Here is a 16,213-nt window from a genome sequence, read left to right as displayed (position 1 = left end):
CTCGGCCACCCCCGGCCCGGCACCCGGCTTCCCGGCCCCTCCACCACTCGGTGGACACCTGGCCCACCTGCGTACGGCCGCCACGGTCGGCCACCCCCGGCCCGGCACCCGGCTTCCCTGCCCCACCACTACTCGGTGGACACCTGGCCCACCTGCGTACGGCCGCCACGGTCGGCCACCCACGGCCCGGCACCCGGCTGCTCCGCCGCTCGACCTCTTGGCGCCGGACATCTCGGCGCTGGACTCCTGGTTCCCCTGCGTACGGCCGTCGGCGGCCGGCCACCCCCGGGCCCGGCTCTCGCAAGCACGGTCGTCGCGGTCGGGCGCGGCCCTCAAGCACGGTCGTCGTGGCCGGGCCCGGCCCTCGTGAGCACGGTCGTCGCGGTCGGGCGCGGCTCTCGCTTGCACCGTCGTCGTGGTCCAACCCGGCTCCCGTCGGCGCCCTCCTCGGCGGCCGTAAACTCGACGTACTGTGTCTGACTCCGTGAACTCCTCCGAAACCCCCCGGCCCGCCTCCGAGGGTTCGTTCCGCCGTGTCCGGCCCAAGAGCGAGCCCCGTTTCCCGGACGGGCCGAAGGCCGACCCCGCCGGGTCGCACTTCGAACGGCGGATCCGGAGCTTCCAGCCGCGCCGCAGCCGAGTGACCGCGGGCCAGGCGGACGCCCTGCAGCGGCTGTGGCCCAAGTGGGGCCTGGACATCGACGGGCGCGGTGTCATCGACCTCGCCGAGCTGTTCGGCAACGACAACCCCGTCGTCCTGGAGATCGGATTCGGCATGGGCGAGGCCACGGCGCGGATGGCCGCCGCCGACCCGGCCACGAACATCCTCGCCGTGGACGTCCACACCCCCGGCCAGGGCAATCTGCTCAACCTCGCCGACCAGCAGGGCACGGCCAACGTCCGGGTCGGCAACGGCGACGCGATCATCCTGCTCCGCGAGATGCTCGCCCCCGACTCCCTCGCCGGACTGCGCGTCTACTTCCCGGACCCCTGGCCGAAGAAGCGGCACCACAAGCGGCGCCTGATCCAGCCGGAGTTCGTGACGCTGGCCGCCGCCCGCCTGCGGCCCGGCGCCCTCCTGCACTGCGCGACCGACTGGGAGCCGTACGCGGAGCAGATGCTCGAGGTGCTCACCGCGCATCCCGGCTTCGAGAACACCCGGCCCGACGGCGGGTTCGCCCCCCGCCCCGAGTTCCGGCCGCTGACCCGTTTCGAGGGCCAGGGACTGGACAAGGGACATGTCGTGAACGACCTGCTGTTCCGTCGCGTGCAGCACGACGCCCGGCAGCGGGAGGACTGACCGCACGAAGAACCGACCGCAGTCGGCTGCCGGCGGTACGACTGCCGGCAGCGCGAAGACCGACCCGTCGTCGGCGCCCGACTCGTCTCGCTCCGCGGACGGCGCCCCTGTCTCGTGAGGGTCCTTGCCGTGGCCACCAGTCCCCCGTACCCGTATCCGACGCCTCCCAGCTCCGCCGCCGGCGGCGCGCTGCGGCATGCGCACTGGTGGCAGCGCAGGTGGGTGCGTTACGGAGCGCTGAGCACGCTGCTCGCGCTGTCCGGGCTCGTCATCCTCGCCCTGGTCCGCGAGCAGACCGGCACCGAGGGCTTCCTGGTCGGTCTCGGCCTCGCCGTGCTGCCGGTGCCGCTGCTGATGGCCGCGTTCCGCTGGCTGGACCGGGTGGAGCCGGGTCCCTGGCGGAACCTGGTGTTCGCGTTCGCGTGGGGTGCCTGCGCGGCGGCACTGATAGCGATCGTCGCCAACAGCTTCGCGACCAGGTGGATAGCGACGGCGACCGCCGACCCGTCCGGCGCGAACACCCTCGGGGCGACCGTGATAGCACCGGTCGTCGAGGAGAGCGCCAAGGCCGCCGCCGTCCTCCTCGTCTTCCTGTTCCGCCGACGGGACTTCACAGGGATCATCGACGGCGTGGTGATAGCCGGGGTCACCGCCACCGGCTTCGCGTTCACCGAGAACATCCTCTACCTCGGTACCGCCTTCGGCACCGACCAGCTCACCGGCAACGACGGCATCGCCTCCGTCACCGCGGCGACCTTCTTCGTCCGCGTCGTCATGTCGCCCTTCGCGCACCCGCTGTTCACGGTCCTCACCGGCATCGGCTTCGGCATCACCGCGCTGTCCAGCGACCACCGGCTGCTGCGGCGCGTGGTGCTTCCGCTGACCGGACTGCTGCTCGCGATGGGCATGCACGCGCTGTGGAACGGCTCCGCGACGTTCGGCCCGTTCGGGTTCATCGCCGTGTACGGCGCGTTCATGGTGCCCGCGTTCGGGCTGCTGACGTGGCTGGTGATCTGGACGCGCCAGCGCGAGCTGCGCACGGTACGGACCGAGCTGCCCGCCTACGCGGCCGCGGGCTGGCTGACGCCCCCGGAGCCCTTCGCGCTGGGCTCGATGCGGGCCCGCCGGATCGCCCGGACGTACGCGCGCAGGTACGCCGGGAAGGCGGCGGCGCGGGAGGTGGCACGGTACGAGGCGTACGCGACGTCGCTGGCGTTCCTGCGGCACCGGGGCCGGCAGGGCAGGGCCGGGACCGGCTTCGTGAACCGCGAGCGGGAACTGCTGAACGAACTGTGGGCCCGCCGCGACGCCGCCCGCCCCGCCCTGGAGTACGCGGCCCGGGTCACGGCTCCACCGGTCCCGGTGTACGTACCGCCCGCGCCGTACGCGTCACCGTGGCCGATGCACGGCCCGGCGACACACGGCCCGGCCGTCCACGGCCCCCGGGCGGCGTACGGTCCGACGAACCCGTACGCCGCTCCGGATCCCGCTCCCGGGTTCAACCCGTACCGGTCGTAGCGGGCGGGGTGGGCGAGGTGGGCGTTACCGCGACGCCCGGGTCAGCTGTGCCAGCTCGTCGGCGGTGAGTGTCAGTTCCGCCACTCCCAGCAGGTCGGGGAGCTGCCGCACGGTGCGGGCGGAGGCGATCGGGGCGGCGACGGTGGGCCGGGCGGCGAGCCAGGCCAGGGCCACGGTCGCGACCGGCGCCTCGTGCGCGGCGGCGATCTCGTCGAGGGCGGCGAGCACCCGCTGCCCGCGCTCGGTCTCCAGGTGCTTGGCCGCTCCGCCCGCGCGGGGGCTGTCCACGCTCACGCCCGGCCGGTACTTGCCGGTGAGGAAGCCGGAGGCCAGCGCGGAGTACGGCACGGCGGCGAGACCGGCGTGCTCGGCGAGGTCCCGCAGTTCGCCCTCGTAGGTGTCGCGGGAGACCAGGTTGTAATGGGGCTGGACCGCCACGTAGCGGGCGAGGCCGGCGCGATCGGAGTACTCCAGGGAGACGCGCAGCCGCTCGGGCGAGATGTTGGAGGCGCCGATGTACCGGACCTTCCCGGCCCGCACCAGCTCGTCCAGCGCGCCGATGATCTCCTCGACCGGCACCTCGGGCTGGTCGAAGTGCGTGTAGTAGAGGTCGATGTGGTCGGTGCCGAGGCGGCGCAGGGAGGCGTCGGCGGCGGCCTTGACGGTGGCCGCGGTGAGCCCCTGGTGGTCGGGGTGCCGGCCGACCTTGGTGGCGACGACGACCTCGGACCGGTTGCCGCGCGCCTGCATCCACTTGCCGATGACTGTCTCGGACTCGCCGCCGCTGTTGCCGTCGACCCATGCCGAGTAGGAGTCGGCGGTGTCCACGAAGTTGCCGCCGGCCTCGGCGTAGGCATCGAGTACGGCGAAGGACTGCGGCTCGTCGGCAGTCCAGCCGAAGACATTGCCGCCGAGGGCGAGCGGGAAAACCTCGAGGTCGGAGTAGCCGAGCTTGCGAAGAGACGTCATGTCATACGTCAACGGCCGTAACGGAGCCGCTCATTCCCGGCTGTCCGCGCGGCCGGTGGAGATCGCGTGACCGGCAGCCCTGACGTCGGGGGGTTGCCGCCAGGACCGCCGGGGTCCGAGGACGCGCACGCGGGGAGGCTCCGCCTGGCGAGCGTGGGCGGGGGCCCGCCTCGTGGACGGGCCGCCGCCCGCATCGCGAAGATGCCGGCGGGACGCCACTGGGGCGAGGCGGGACGCCCTCCCGAGCACTCCGCTCAGGGAGTGAGGCCCTTGCTCCGCAGCCACGCCATCGGGTCGATGCCGCCGTCGGCGCCGTCCGGGTGGACCTCCAGGTGGAGGTGGGCTCCGGTGACGTTGCCCGTGGCGCCGACGCGGCCGATGACGTCACCGGTGGTGACCTTCTGCCCGACGCCGACGCTCATCGACGACTGGTGGCAGTACCAGAGCTCCGTGCCGTCCTCGAGGGTGAGGATCGTGCGGTAGCCGTAGGAGCCGGCCCAGCCCGCCTCGGTGATCGTGCCCGAGTGGACCGCCTTGAGGAGCGTGCCGGTGGGCGCGGCGAAGTCGAGGCCGGTGTGGTGGCCGGAGGACCACAGCGAACCGGCCTGGCCGAAGACGGAGCTGATCGTGTACGAGGCGGTCGGCAGCGTGTACTGGCGGGCCAGCTTGGCGAGCCGCTCGGCCTCGGCCTTCTTGCGGGCCTCCTTCTCGGCCTTGGCCTTGGCGGCGGCGGCCTTCTCCTCGGCCTCTTTCTCCGCCTTGGCGGCGGCTTCGGCCGCGGCCTTCTCGGCGGCTTCGACAGCGGCGTCGGCGGCCTTGTTGTCGGCCTGGCTCTGCTGCTGCTCGGCCTGCGCCATGATCCGGGCCCGCAGCGCCTCACCGGCGTCGGCGGCGCTCTGGCCGGCGGTGGCGGCAGAGGCGGCGCCCATGCCGCTGAGCGGGTTGGCGGTGCCCCGGGCGCCGTCGTCCGAGGCCAGGGAGCCCACGTGGGGCAGGTCGGGCATGGAGATCGACACCGGCGGCTTGCCGGTCTGCGCGGTGGCCATGCCGCCCGCGCCGACGGCTGCTATGACACCGACGCCGAGAACGGTGGAGCTGCGGGCGAGTCCTCCGCCGCGCTGCTTGACGACACGATGCCTGCCGCGTACCGGACGAAGGGATTCCTCAGTGGGATTCCATTCCTCGAACGGACCCTCGTCACTGTGGTACTCGCCGTAGCCGAAGGCCTCGGTGGTGCGCTGGCTCGGCATGAACGGGGCCTCGGGGGCAGGCCGGTTGGACGCCACGTGGGGCGTACTCCTTTCCTTCCGTCTCCGCCTACCGGGTTAGCTGACGGGTTCGGAGCAGGAAGGTCTCCTACGCGCGTATACCCGTCGTGTTGCCACGAGGGCCTACGTGCGATTCACCCCAGGGTGGTGGTTCCCCGGTTCCCTCGCGGGATTCGGCGCGTGAGCACGGAGCCGCCTTGTGACGGCTGGGACGACCGCGCTGCGTTATCGAACGTTAATAGACGGGTGGCCCGGATTCCAAGCTGTTCCTCTTGATCATTAGCGGTTTCCGCGCGAATCAACTTCTCACCGAGGGGCGAAACCGGGCGAGTTGACCGACCATCGCGCCCCTTGCGCGCCCTTTTCGCGCCCTCTACAGAATCTGACGTTGCGTCAGTTGTTATCGGAGCGGGACGGGTCGATCACGGTCAGTGAGGGGTACGAGGGGAGGGGCGCCGTCGGCGGAATGGAGTCCGGCCGGGAAAAGAAGGCGAAGAAGAGGAACACGGCGACGGAGAAGGACCACAGAAAACACCAAGGGCCGGAACCCTTTCGGATTCCGGCCCTCGGCCTTCAGTAGCGGGGACAGGATTTGAACCTGCGACCTCTGGGTTATGAGCCCAGCGAGCTACCGAGCTGCTCCACCCCGCGCCGTTGTGACTCCAGTGTACGTCATCCGCGAGGCCCTGAGCACCAGGGTTGTCCGGCGGGTGATTCAACGGCCGCCGAGCGGGCTGTCCGACGGGGTGTCCGCCTACCCGACGGACTTCTCCGCGGATTTCTCACCGGGCTTCGCCACGTGGGTGAGCGTCTCCCAGGCCACGGACCCGTTGTCCGTACCGGCGGGCCGGGCCCCGGCCGCGAGCCGGTGGGCTGCCGGGACGGAGCCGCCGAGCCGGTCCTCCAGGTGGTGCAGGGCGACCTCCAGACCGGGCCCCAGGCCTCCGCCGGGCTGCCCGGCGCTGCCGCTCCCGCCACCACGGACGTCCCGCCCAGCGCACCGGGCCCCGGACACGGACTCCGGCTCGCCGAGCTGGCGGCGGGCGTGCACGGTGAGCGCGGCCGACAGACGGTCCTTGACCTCGCCGTACAGGTCGACGCCCTGGTGCCAGGCCGTCTCGGCGATGTGGGAGGTGGCGGCGATGCCCTGGCCGACCTGCGGCAGGCCCCGGCAGGTGTCCTGGGTGAGGCCGTTCTTCCCGGCGAAGTAGGTGGGCACGCGGTCACGGAAGCGTGCCAGGGACCGGTCGAAGGCCTCGTGGTCGTTCAGGAACACGGCGATCGAGATGGCGCCGTCGGTCATGACGAGGTCCTGGCCCGCGCTGCGGGCCGGCTTCTTCGCGCTGACGGCGGGCAGGTGGACACCGCGCAGCATGTTCTCAAAGCGCCGTACGCGCGTGGCGGGCCAGCCCGCGCCCCGGGTGTGGCGCACGATCTCCGCGGCCCGCGCCCAGGTGGCGGCGGCCGGCCCGGCGCCCTCGACGCCGTGTCCCTTCAGCCGGCCCGACCAGGCGTCCATGATCTCCCTGGCCTTGACGGCGTGCTGCCGCTTGCCGGTGACCGTGAAGAGGAGGGCCTGGGTGTACGCGGCGATGGCGTCGGCGCGCTCCTCGGCGCAGCCGCGTCCGCGCCGGCCGCCGACGGGGCAGGTGACGGTGGCTCGGGGCCGGGGCCGGTACTTGTACGAGCCGTACCGGCTGTCCCGCATGGCCAAGTAGGCCTTCAGCCACGGCTGCCTGCCCTCGGTCACGTTCTTCCGTACGTCGGCCAGCTGGTCCTCGCCGACCAGGACGCCCGGGTGGGTGAAGTCGGCGTCGGCGGCCAGGGCGCGCGTCCTGGTCCGGCCGTCCGGTCCCGCCGTTCCGCAGGAGGCGACGAGCACGGCGGCGAGCGGTACGGCGAGAAGCGCGGCGGCACGACGACGTGATGCCGCCGCCCCGCGGGTCGGGGCCGTCTGCGCACCGGAATGACCGGGCCGTCCCGCGCCCCGCGCACTCTCCGGCGCCCGCTCCGTCCCTGACTCCACTGACCCCATCCTGAGCTCCTCCTCGTCATCGTGCGTGCCGGCTCACTGGCAGCGTGACGCGGCGGCAGGCGGGCCGCAGGATCTGATGGGCCGAAGGGCCGAGTGCGGGGGGCGCGGGGAGCGTCCGGCGGGCGGACGTTCAGGCGGGCGGGGCGGACAGGTGCCGGTTGGGCGCCTTGGCCCGCTCCTCGTACTCGGGCAGCACGACGACGTCCGCGCCCCCGGCCGCCAGTACCCCGTTGCCATTCGCGCCCGGGACGAAGGTGTCCGGCTCGCGCCACGCGGTCACCACCCGGCGGGCCCCCGCGTCGAGGACGAGCCGGGCGCAGGGCCGGGGCCGGGAGGCGCGGCGGGCACAGGGTTCGAGGCTGCTGTAGACGGTCGCGGCGGTGAGCCTCGGGTCGGCCGGGTCGAGTTTGGCGAGGGCGGCCTCCTCGGCGTGCACGACGGGATCGCCGGCCTCCCGCGAGTACCCGCGGGCGAGTTCGGTCCCGTCGGCGGCGACCACCACGGCCCCCACGCTGAACGCGGTCGTGGAGGGCGGGCACTTCGCGGCCAGCTCGCAGGCGAGGGCGAGCCAGTGCCGGTCTGCGGCGGACGGCACGGTGCCGGTGCCGGGTGCGGTGGGTTCGTAGCGGGTCAGGACGACGTCCTCGATGCGCCGGGTCTCGACGAGCCGCAGCCGGCCGCCCTGATAGCCGCCGGGCCCGAACAGGCGGGGTGCGTCCGGGTCGCCGACCAGGAGGGGGGCGAGGACGAGCTGGAGTTCGTCGGCGAGGCCCTGCTGAAGCAGCTGCGTGTGGACGGTGCCGCCGCCCTCGACCATGAGCCGCTGGACACCGCGCACGTCGTGCAGGTGCTCCAGCAGCGCCCGCCAGTCGAGCGCCGGCCCGAGCGGTACGACGTCGGCGGCGACGGCGAGCCGCCGGGCCCGCTCGGCGCCCTCGTCGGTCGTGTAGAGGACCTTGTCCCCGCCGGTGTGCCAGAAGTGGGCCGCCGGGTCGAGGTCCCCGGACCCGCTGACGGTGACCTTGAGCGGGAAGCCGGGCCGGCCGGCGGCCCGGCGGGCGGCGCGCCGACCGGGCGAGTTGACCAGCAGCCGGGGGTTGTCGGCGCGGATCGTGCCGGCGCCGACGAGGATCGCGTCGACGGACGCCCGCACCTCGTCCACCCGGTCGAAGTCGGCCGCGCCGGACAGCAGCAGCCGCTCGGGGCCGGTGTCGTCCAGGCAGCCGTCGAGGGAGACGGCGGCGGACAGCAGGACGTACGGCAGAGGCATGGCCCCATTGTGTAACGCCCCCCTGGAGAACGCCGCCTGCCCTTGCCCGGCCGGCGGGGGCGCGCGTCGGGTGCCCTTCGTGGAGTCCCGCAGGTGTGGCCGGCGGCGATCACCGGGCTCTTGCCCGACGCGACAGCTCGGTCCTGCCCGTGCCCTGCGGTCGCCGACCATCCGGCGGTCCTCCACGACACGACGCCGGCCCCCGGTCGGACGCTGTCTGACCGGGGGCCGAGGTGTAGGCCCTGTGGGACTCGAACCCACAACCAATGGATTAAAAGTCCACTGCTCTGCCAATTGAGCTAAGGGCCCGGGCGTTGTTGCCTCCCCCGAGCATAGCGGGACGAGGCCGGGGCGCCGATCGGGTATCGGGGCGTGGCCGTGGCCGGCGGGTGGATGCGGGTCTGCGGGTGCCGCGGCAGGTTACGGATCGACCGGTTCCGGCGCTTGCCCCCGGGCCTGTTCACGCGCCCGTGTGCGTGCGTGGTCCGGGTTGAGGAACCAGTGGCGGGCCGACGCCAGCCACCAGGTCGCGGCGAAGCCGAGCACAGCCAGGACGGCGATCGGGGCGTAGTTGAAGGACTCCCAGGTGACCGGGGAGACCTGCGGCAGCATGAACAGGACGGTGATCACGACGACCCACGCCACCGCGACCACGCCGATCACGCCCGACCAGCGGCCCAGGTGCCACGGCCCGCGTTCGAAGGCGGCGCCCTTGCGGACCCGCAGGAAGGTCGGGATGACGTACGCGATGTAGAGGCCGATGACGGCGATCGAGGTCACCGCCGCGTACGCCGTGACGTTGATCAGGTACGGCAGGCCGAGGGCGAGCGCGCCCAGGGCCGCCAGCCAGACCGCGGCGACGGGGGTGCGGGTGCGCGGGCTGACGGTGTGCCAGACGTGCGAGAAGGGCAGGGCGCCGTCGCGCGAGAAGGCGTAGATCATGCGGCTGTTGGCCGTCACGGACGCCATGCCGCAGAACAGCTGCGCCCCGATGACGACGAGCAGCAGCAGTTTTCCGGCGGTCGCGCCGAGCGCGTCGAGGAGGATCTGCGCGGGCGGCGCGCCCGTCGGTGACGCCAGCGCGCCCTCGTAGGACTGGATGGCGAAGGTGAAGCCGAGGAGGAGGACGAAACCGGCGATCCAGGACGTCCAGATGGAGCGGACGATGCCCTTCGGCCCGGCGGTCGACGCGTCGTGGGTCTCCTCCGTCATGTGCGCGGAGGCGTCGTAGCCGGTGAAGGTGTACTGCGCCATGAGCAGGCCGAGCAGGACGACGTACGGGCCGCTACCCCAGCCGGTGTTGTCGACGAACTCGCCGAAGACGAAGGACGCCGACTGGTGGTGGTCCGGTACGAAGGCCAGCGCGCCGACGATGACCGCGACGCCGACCACGTGCCACCACACGCTGATGCTGTTGAGCAGGCCGACGACACGCACACCGAAGGTGTTGAGCAGCCCGTGCAGGACGAGGATCCCGGCGAACAGCAGGATCGTGCGGCCCGGGGTCACCTCGAAGCCGAACTGCAGGTTGAGATAGGCGCCGAGGAAGGAGGCCGCACCGAAGTCGATGCCCGCGGTCACGGCCACCTGGCCGAGGACGTTGAACCAGCCCGTGAACCAGGCCCAGGCGGCGGCCGTACGCCGGGGTGCCAGGCGGTGCGCCCAGAAGTACAGGCCGGCCGACGTCGGGTACGCCGAGCAGATCTCGGCCATGGACAGGCCGACGAACAGCGTCATCAGGCCTACGGCGACCCAGCCCCAGGTGATCACGGCGGGCCCGCCGGTGTTCATGCCGAACAGGTAGAGGGTGAGGCAGCCCGACAGCACCGAGATGATGGTGAAGGAGACCGCGTAGTTGGAGAACGCCGACATGCGGCGGGCGAGAACCTGCGTGTAACCGAGCTGGGCCAGCCGCTCTTCGTCCGACAGCCCGCTCACTGTGTCGTCATCCGTCATGTCCCCTGCGATTCCCTCGCCGGGGACGGCAGAACCGCCGGGCACAGGAGAACCGCCGAGGTACACCGGAATCGACACGCCGAAGGGCCCGGACGGCGATCGAATCGTCGTCCGGGCCCTTCAGTGAGCCGATGGGTTCAGCGGGCGTCAGCCGTTGCGCTTCCAGCGCGGCTTGTCGTCGCGACGCCCGAAGGAGCCGGTGCCGGTGCCGGTGCCGGTGCCGCGGTGGTCGTCACGACGGCCGTACGGGCGGTCGTGGCCGCCGGAGCGGAAGCCGGGGCGGTCGCCCTGGCGGTCGCGGTTGAACGGACGGTCGCTGCCACGGTGGCCGCCACGCTCGTCACGGCGGAAACCGGGGCGGTCGCCGTCACGGCGCTCCTCCCGGCGGAAACCGCCGCGCTCGCCGTCACGGCGCTCGAAGGTACGGCCACCACGGTCGTCCCGACGGTCGTCCCGGCGGAAGCCGCCACGGTCACCGCCACGGTCGTCACGACGGTCGTCACGACGGAAACCACCACGGTCAGCACCACGGTCGCCGCCACGCTCGTCACGACGCTCGAAGGTACGGCCACCACGGTCGTCACGACGATCATCGCGACGGAAGCCGCCACGGTCACCGCCACGCTCGTCACGACGGTCGTCACGACGGAAACCACCACGGTCACCGCCACGCTCGTCACGACGCTCGAAGGTACGGCCACCACGGTCGTCACGACGATCATCGCGACGGAAGCCACCGCGGTCACCGCCACGGTCGTCACGACGGAAACCGCCACGGTCACCACCGCGGTCACCGCGGTCGTTGTCCCGGCGCTCGCGACGCTCGTACGGTGCCGGGGCCTCCGTACGCGCCTCGCGCTCGACCCGGTCCGTCCGCTCGACCCGCTCCACGTCCTGCGCACCCGCCTGCGCCGGCACCACGACCTCGGTGTCGGACACGGCGTCGGACGCGACGGCCTCGGCCGCCTCCGCCAGGACCACGGCCGGGTCCTCGCCCCGCTCGCGCGCGGCACGGGCGAGCAGCCGGTCGGCCTCCTCGCGCAGCTCGCTCGCGCGCCGCTGCGCCCGCTCCAGCTGCTTGGTGAGGTGGGAGACCTCACGCTCGGCCTGCTGCGCGGCGTTGCCCGCGGACTCGGCCTGCACCTCGGTCATGGACCGGGCGCCGGTGATCTCGGCGACCTCCGAGTCGAAGGCCGCGCCGCCCTGGATGATGTGGCGCGCGGCGTCGACGCCCGCGTCCTCCATCTGGCGGAAGATCTGACGCCGCTGGTGCGGCAGGGAGAGGGAGACGACGGTGCCGGTGCGGCCGGCACGCGCCGTACGGCCCGCGCGGTGCAGGTAGTCCTTGTGGTCGCCGGCCGGGTCCACGTTGAGGACGAGGTCGATGCCGTCGACGTGGATGCCGCGGGCGGCGACGTCGGTCGCGACGAGCGCGTTGACGTAGCCCTTCTTGAAGTCCTCGAGCACCCGGGTGCGCGCGCCCTGGGTCATGCCGCCGTGCAGCGCGTCGGCCTTCACACCGGAGTCGCAGAGCTGCTCGGCGATGCGGTCGGCGCCCAGCTGGGTGCGGACGAAGATGATCGTGCGGCCCTTGCGGGAGGCGATCGCGGCGGTGACCGGAGCCTTGTCCTTGGGCTTCACGATGAGGATGTGGTGGGACATCGTCGTGACGTTGCCCTGGGCGCTGTCGACCTCGTGCGTGACGGGGTCGGTCAGGTAGCGCTTGACCAGCGTGGAGATCTCGTTCTCCATGGTGGCCGAGAACAGCATGCGCTGCCCGCCCGCCGGGATCTGGTCGAGCAGCTCGGTGACCTCGGGCAGGAAGCCCAGGTCGGACATCTGGTCGGCCTCGTCGAGTACCGCGATCTGCACGTTCTCCAGCGAGCAGGCGCCGCGGTTGATGATGTCGCGCAGGCGGCCGGGGGTGGCGACGAGGACGTCGACGCCGCGCTCGAGGGCGTAGATCTGGTTGCCCATGGAGGTGCCGCCGCAGACGACCTTCATCTTCAGGCCGAGGACGTCGCCGTACGGCTGGAGCGCGTCGGCGACCTGCATGGCCAGCTCACGCGTCGGCGTCAGGATGACGGCGCGCGGCTTGTGCTTCTCGGTGCGTCCGCCGGCCAGCGTCGCCAGCGCCGGCAGACCGAAGGAGAGGGTCTTGCCGGAGCCGGTGCGGCCACGGCCGAGGATGTCCTTGCCGGCCAGGGCGTCCGGGATGGTCGCGGCCTGGATCGGGAAGGGGGAGGTCACGCCGTTCTGCGCGAGCTTGCGCACGATGCCCTCGGGGAGGCCGAGGTCGGCGAAGGTGGGCTCGGTGGTGGTGTCCTCGGTGGTGTCGATGCCCTCGTTCTCGGGCATGACGACGTGATCAGAACTGGTGATGGACATGCGAATGCGAAACCTTCCGGAGTCTCGTCGGCACGCGCCCGTCAACTCCGTGAATCGCAATTCGACCGCCTCGATGCGGTCAGCCACGGCAAAGGAGAGTACGCGCCACACGGCGCGCTCTGCGTTGGCGCCGGGCAAATAGGATCAAACGATCTGCCACCATACGCACCCCGGGCCCCCGAAAGCAAATTGAGCTCCTGCCGGTCCCTCCTACGGGGTACACCTGCCGCGTCGGGCGCCGCGAGACCGGGACGGCGGCGGTCCGTCGGGCGGCGGACGGGAGCCCGTCGGCCAGGGTTCTAGACCGGCGCCCCCGCTTCCGGCGACGGTTCCTGGTAGCGCACCTGCGAGCCCTGCGGCTCGTGCGCCGACGAGGACGGTTCGGCCATCGTCGGCTCGGGTGTCGGCGAGACCGACGGCTCCTTCGTCGGCGTGGGCTGCGGCTCGGGCGTGTTGCTCGGGGTGGGGTCGTCGTCGCGGGGCGGCGTGGATCCGTCGGGCCCACCCGCACCGCCCGGCGCGGGAGCGGACCGGCTCGGACCGGCGGACGGCGAGGCCCCGGGAGACGCCGCAGCCGCCCCGTCCTCGCCCTTCGCCCGGCCGCTCTTCGCGCCGGTCCCGCCGGTGTCCGCTTCTCCTCCGTCGCCCGTCGGCCGGTGTCCGTAGGCCCCGCCCACGGCCGTCCCTCCGTCGGGCACCTCACCGCCCTCCTGTTTCACGGAGTGCGACGGCTTGGCGCGCTCGCCCTGGTCACCGCCCACGCTCATGCAGCCGGCGACAGCGGCAACGGCCAGGACCGCGGTGGCCACACGGACGGAGAGGTACAAGGGGCGCACGGGAAGCGACCTCCGGGGGACGGGAGAGGAGTCAACCTGCCCAACTCCCCTGGCCCACAAGAAGACACGCGCCGAGCACGGCAATCCGCCGCCGGGCTCCCGGAAGGACACCCGCCTGCCGGCGATCCCGACGAGCCGTCAGCCGGTCGACCCGCTCCCCACCTGCTCTTCGACCCGCCCGTCAGCCGTATCCCAGGGCGTGCAGCCGCTCGTCGTCGATACCGAAGTGATGCGCGATCTCGTGCACCACGGTCACCTCGGTCTCCTCGACGACCTCCTCCCGCGACGCGCACAGCCGCAGCGTCGGTCCCCGGTAGACCGTGATCCGGTCGGGCAGCACACCCGCGTACCACTCGCCGCGCTCGGTCAGCGGAGTCCCCTCGTACAGCCCGAGCAGCTCGGGGTCGTCGGCGGGCGGCTCGTCCTCGACGAACACCGCGACGTTGTCCATCAGACGGGTCAACTCCGGCGGAATCCGGTCGAGCGCCTCCGCGACCAGTTCCTCGAACTCCTCACGCGTCATCTCCAGCACACCGCCCATTGTCGGGCACGTCACGCCCGGGCGAGAGTCGCGGACGCCCGCATATCCGACGCACTACTTGGGCATACGGGATCAATGGCCCGCGTCCCCGCCGCCGCCCAGAAGCTCCCGCACCGACTCGCCGGTCTCCCGCGCGCCCTCGTACGCCGCTACCGTGCCCGCCAGGCGCCCGCGACCGTCGAACTCGTCCGCCGGCCCCACCCGTGGGCCCACGCGCTCGGCCTCGTCGCCGTCGTCCTGCTCGGCGCCTGGCTCGGCCTGCTGATCGTGGGCGACGTCCGAGCCCCGGTGGGACCCATGGACACGACGATGACCCTGCGCCCCTCCCTCACGGGCGGCACGAAGATCAACGTCTCACCGCTGGGCGCCCTGCAGCTCGACAGTCACACCGCGCCCGTCCGCCTGGACGTCAACGTCGACCAGCTCGACCCGGCCCGCTCCCAGGCCCTGGTCGACCATCCCGAGCGCATCTCCGGACTCCAGGAGGAGGTCACCCGCGACATCGCGCACGGCACCCTGGACCTGGCCGTCCGCTCCGGCGTCGCCGTCGTCGCCGGCGCCACCGCCCTCGGGCTCGCCGTCTACCGGCGCCCGCGCCGCGCCCTCGCCGCCGGCGGCCTCGCCCTCACCCTGCTGGCCGCATCGGGCGGCACCGCGTACGCCACCTGGCACCCCGACTCGGTCCTGGAACCGAAGTTCTCCGGGCTGCTGTCCTCCGCCCCGTCCCTGGTCGGCGACGCACGCAGCATCGTCACCGAGTTCGACGTCTACCAGCAGGAACTGGCCCGCCTGGTGACGAACGTGACCAAGCTCTACGACGTCACGTCCACGCTGCCCGCCTACCGGCCCGACCCGACGACGATCCGGGTGCTGCACGTGTCGGACATCCACCTCAACCCGGCGAGCTGGAAGATCATCGCCTCGCTGGTGAAGCAGTACCAGGTTGACGTGATCGTGGACTCCGGCGACACCATGGACCACGGCACGGCCGCCGAGAACGGCTTCCTGGACCCCATCGAGGACCTGGACGCCCCCTACGTCTGGGTGCGCGGCAACCACGACTCGATGATCACCCAGCGCTACCTGCGCGGCCTGAAGAACGTGCACGTCCTGGACGAGGGCCGGTCGACGTCCGTCGCCGGTCTGCGCTTCGCCGGCATCGGCGACCCCCAGTTCACCCCGGACCGCTCGGCCGGGCCCGGCGGCGGCCGGGTGCAGGAGATCGCCGGCGCCCGCCTCGCCTCCGCGCTGCGCGACCTGCGCGCCGCCGCCAAACCGGCGGACATCGCCGTCACCCACGAACCGGAGGCCGCCCGCGGGGTGGACGGGGAGGTGCCGCTGGTGCTGGCCGGCCATGTCCACCACGAAAGGATGGAGGTCATGAAGTACGGCACCCGGCTGCGCGTCGAGGGCTCCACGGGCGGCAGCGGGCTGCGCGCCGTCGAAGGCAAGTACCCGGACCCCGTGCAGGCGTCGATCCTCTACGTCGACCGCGACTCGCACCGCCTCCAGGCCTGGGACGAGATCAGGCTCGGCGGGCTCGGCGAGTCGGCGGCCGAGGTCAGCCGCCATCTGCCGAAGGAGAACCAGCCGGGAGCGACGCCGTCACCGGGCACGCCATCACCCGGCACCCCCTCCCCCGGTCCCGCCTCCGGTCCCGCTGCGAAACCCGCCGCAGGCCGGGCGCCGGCCCCGGCGGCGACGAGCCCGTAAACCGTTTTGGCGATAGGTCCCGCCATCCCATATGCTTCTCACGTCCCCGACGCGCTGAGAAGCGCCCAGGCGGGCCGATAGCCCTCATCGTCTAGCGGCCTAGGACGCCGCCCTTTCAAGGCGGTAGCACGGGTTCGAATCCCGTTGGGGGCACGCAGTACGCTGTGCGACACTGTCGTACAACACGCTTGGTCCTGTGGAGCAGTTTGGAGTGCTCGCCACCCTGTCAAGGTGGAGGCCGCGGGTTCAAATCCCGTCAGGACCGCTGAGGTTTCACGTGAAACCTCGTGGCTGGGTAGCTCAGTTGGTACGAGCGTCCGCCTGAAAAGCGGAAGGTCGCCGGTTCGACCCCGGCCCCAGCCACAACAACCCCCGTCGAGATCATCGGCGGGGGTTTTGGTTGTGCCCTGCAGTCCGGC

At 72.3% G+C, this 16,213-nt stretch carries 11 protein-coding genes, 5 tRNA genes and 1 riboswitch; of the genes, 6 read left to right on the top strand and 10 right to left on the bottom strand.

Translation table 11 applies throughout. The annotated features are described in order from the left end of the window. Nucleotides 1-472 precede the first annotated feature (472 nt). Nucleotides 473-1,300 (top strand): tRNA (guanosine(46)-N7)-methyltransferase TrmB, encoded by an 828-nt coding sequence (gene trmB / locus ABZ354_RS16375; RefSeq protein ID WP_358657156.1) that lies wholly within the window; start codon nucleotides 473-475, stop codon nucleotides 1,298-1,300. 129 nt (nucleotides 1,301-1,429) lie between these two features. Beyond that, on the top strand, nucleotides 1,430-2,818 hold the full coding sequence (locus tag ABZ354_RS16370) for a PrsW family intramembrane metalloprotease (RefSeq protein WP_358657154.1): 1,389 nt from the start codon (nucleotides 1,430-1,432) through the stop codon (nucleotides 2,816-2,818). A gap of 24 nt (nucleotides 2,819-2,842) precedes the next feature. Here ABZ354_RS16370 and ABZ354_RS16365 read toward each other — a convergent pair whose 3' ends face one another. The 10 genes from ABZ354_RS16365 to ABZ354_RS16320 all read right to left on the bottom strand — a co-directional run bounded on the left by ABZ354_RS16365 (nucleotide 2,843) and on the right by ABZ354_RS16320 (nucleotide 14,072). Then, entirely contained in the window at nucleotides 2,843-3,787 is a 945-nt protein-coding gene (locus ABZ354_RS16365) for an aldo/keto reductase (protein ID WP_358657152.1), read from the bottom strand. Nucleotides 3,788-4,041: 254 nt separating this feature from the next. Beyond that, nucleotides 4,042-5,073 carry a M23 family metallopeptidase gene (locus ABZ354_RS16360; RefSeq protein ID WP_358657150.1) on the bottom strand — a complete coding sequence of 344 codons (1,032 nt, stop codon included), beginning with the start codon at nucleotides 5,071-5,073 and terminating at the stop codon, nucleotides 4,042-4,044. 13 nt (nucleotides 5,074-5,086) lie between these two features. After that, nucleotides 5,087-5,244, bottom strand: a riboswitch (cyclic di-AMP (ydaO/yuaA leader). A 388-nt stretch (nucleotides 5,245-5,632) separates the two neighbouring features. Further along, nucleotides 5,633-5,706: transfer RNA gene (locus ABZ354_RS16355), tRNA-Met, on the bottom strand. Nucleotides 5,707-5,809: 103 nt separating this feature from the next. After that, nucleotides 5,810-6,937, bottom strand: coding sequence for an alginate lyase family protein (locus ABZ354_RS16350; RefSeq protein WP_358657148.1), 1,128 nt, complete (start codon nucleotides 6,935-6,937; stop codon nucleotides 5,810-5,812). Nucleotides 6,938-7,220: 283 nt separating this feature from the next. Next, a complete protein-coding gene (locus tag ABZ354_RS16345) occupies nucleotides 7,221-8,360 on the bottom strand; it encodes a dihydrofolate reductase family protein (protein WP_358657146.1) in 1,140 nt (379 codons plus the stop codon). Nucleotides 8,361-8,596: 236 nt separating this feature from the next. Beyond that, a tRNA-Lys gene (locus tag ABZ354_RS16340) sits at nucleotides 8,597-8,669 on the bottom strand. A gap of 111 nt (nucleotides 8,670-8,780) precedes the next feature. Continuing rightward, the gene (locus ABZ354_RS16335) at nucleotides 8,781-10,316 is read right to left on the bottom strand and encodes an amino acid permease (RefSeq protein WP_358657144.1); all 1,536 of its coding nucleotides are present in this window, start codon (nucleotides 10,314-10,316) and stop codon (nucleotides 8,781-8,783) included. Nucleotides 10,317-10,463: 147 nt separating this feature from the next. Then, nucleotides 10,464-12,704 carry a DEAD/DEAH box helicase gene (locus ABZ354_RS16330; RefSeq protein ID WP_358657142.1) on the bottom strand — a complete coding sequence of 747 codons (2,241 nt, stop codon included), beginning with the start codon at nucleotides 12,702-12,704 and terminating at the stop codon, nucleotides 10,464-10,466. A gap of 299 nt (nucleotides 12,705-13,003) precedes the next feature. Then, entirely contained in the window at nucleotides 13,004-13,540 is a 537-nt protein-coding gene (locus tag ABZ354_RS16325) for a hypothetical protein (protein ID WP_358657141.1), read from the bottom strand. 181 nt (nucleotides 13,541-13,721) lie between these two features. Next, entirely contained in the window at nucleotides 13,722-14,072 is a 351-nt protein-coding gene (locus ABZ354_RS16320) for a metallopeptidase family protein (RefSeq protein ID WP_358657139.1), read from the bottom strand. An 84-nt stretch (nucleotides 14,073-14,156) separates the two neighbouring features. On the opposite strand from ABZ354_RS16320, the gene ABZ354_RS16315 reads away from it, so the two are divergent. The 4 genes from ABZ354_RS16315 (at nucleotide 14,157) to ABZ354_RS16300 (ending at nucleotide 16,157) form a co-directional block, all read left to right on the top strand. Continuing rightward, entirely contained in the window at nucleotides 14,157-15,794 is a 1,638-nt protein-coding gene (locus ABZ354_RS16315; RefSeq protein ID WP_358657137.1) for a metallophosphoesterase, read from the top strand. Between the two features lie 80 nt (nucleotides 15,795-15,874). Then, a tRNA-Glu gene (locus tag ABZ354_RS16310) sits at nucleotides 15,875-15,947 on the top strand. Nucleotides 15,948-15,984: 37 nt separating this feature from the next. Continuing rightward, nucleotides 15,985-16,059, top strand: a tRNA-Asp gene (locus ABZ354_RS16305). A 24-nt stretch (nucleotides 16,060-16,083) separates the two neighbouring features. Beyond that, nucleotides 16,084-16,157 (top strand) — tRNA-Phe (locus ABZ354_RS16300). Nucleotides 16,158-16,213 lie beyond the last annotated feature (56 nt).

This window comes from Streptomyces sp. NPDC005925, from assembly GCF_040638805.1.
GTDB lineage: Bacteria > Actinomycetota > Actinomycetes > Streptomycetales > Streptomycetaceae > Streptomyces.
This window is presented reverse-complemented; position numbering and strand designations above follow the sequence as displayed.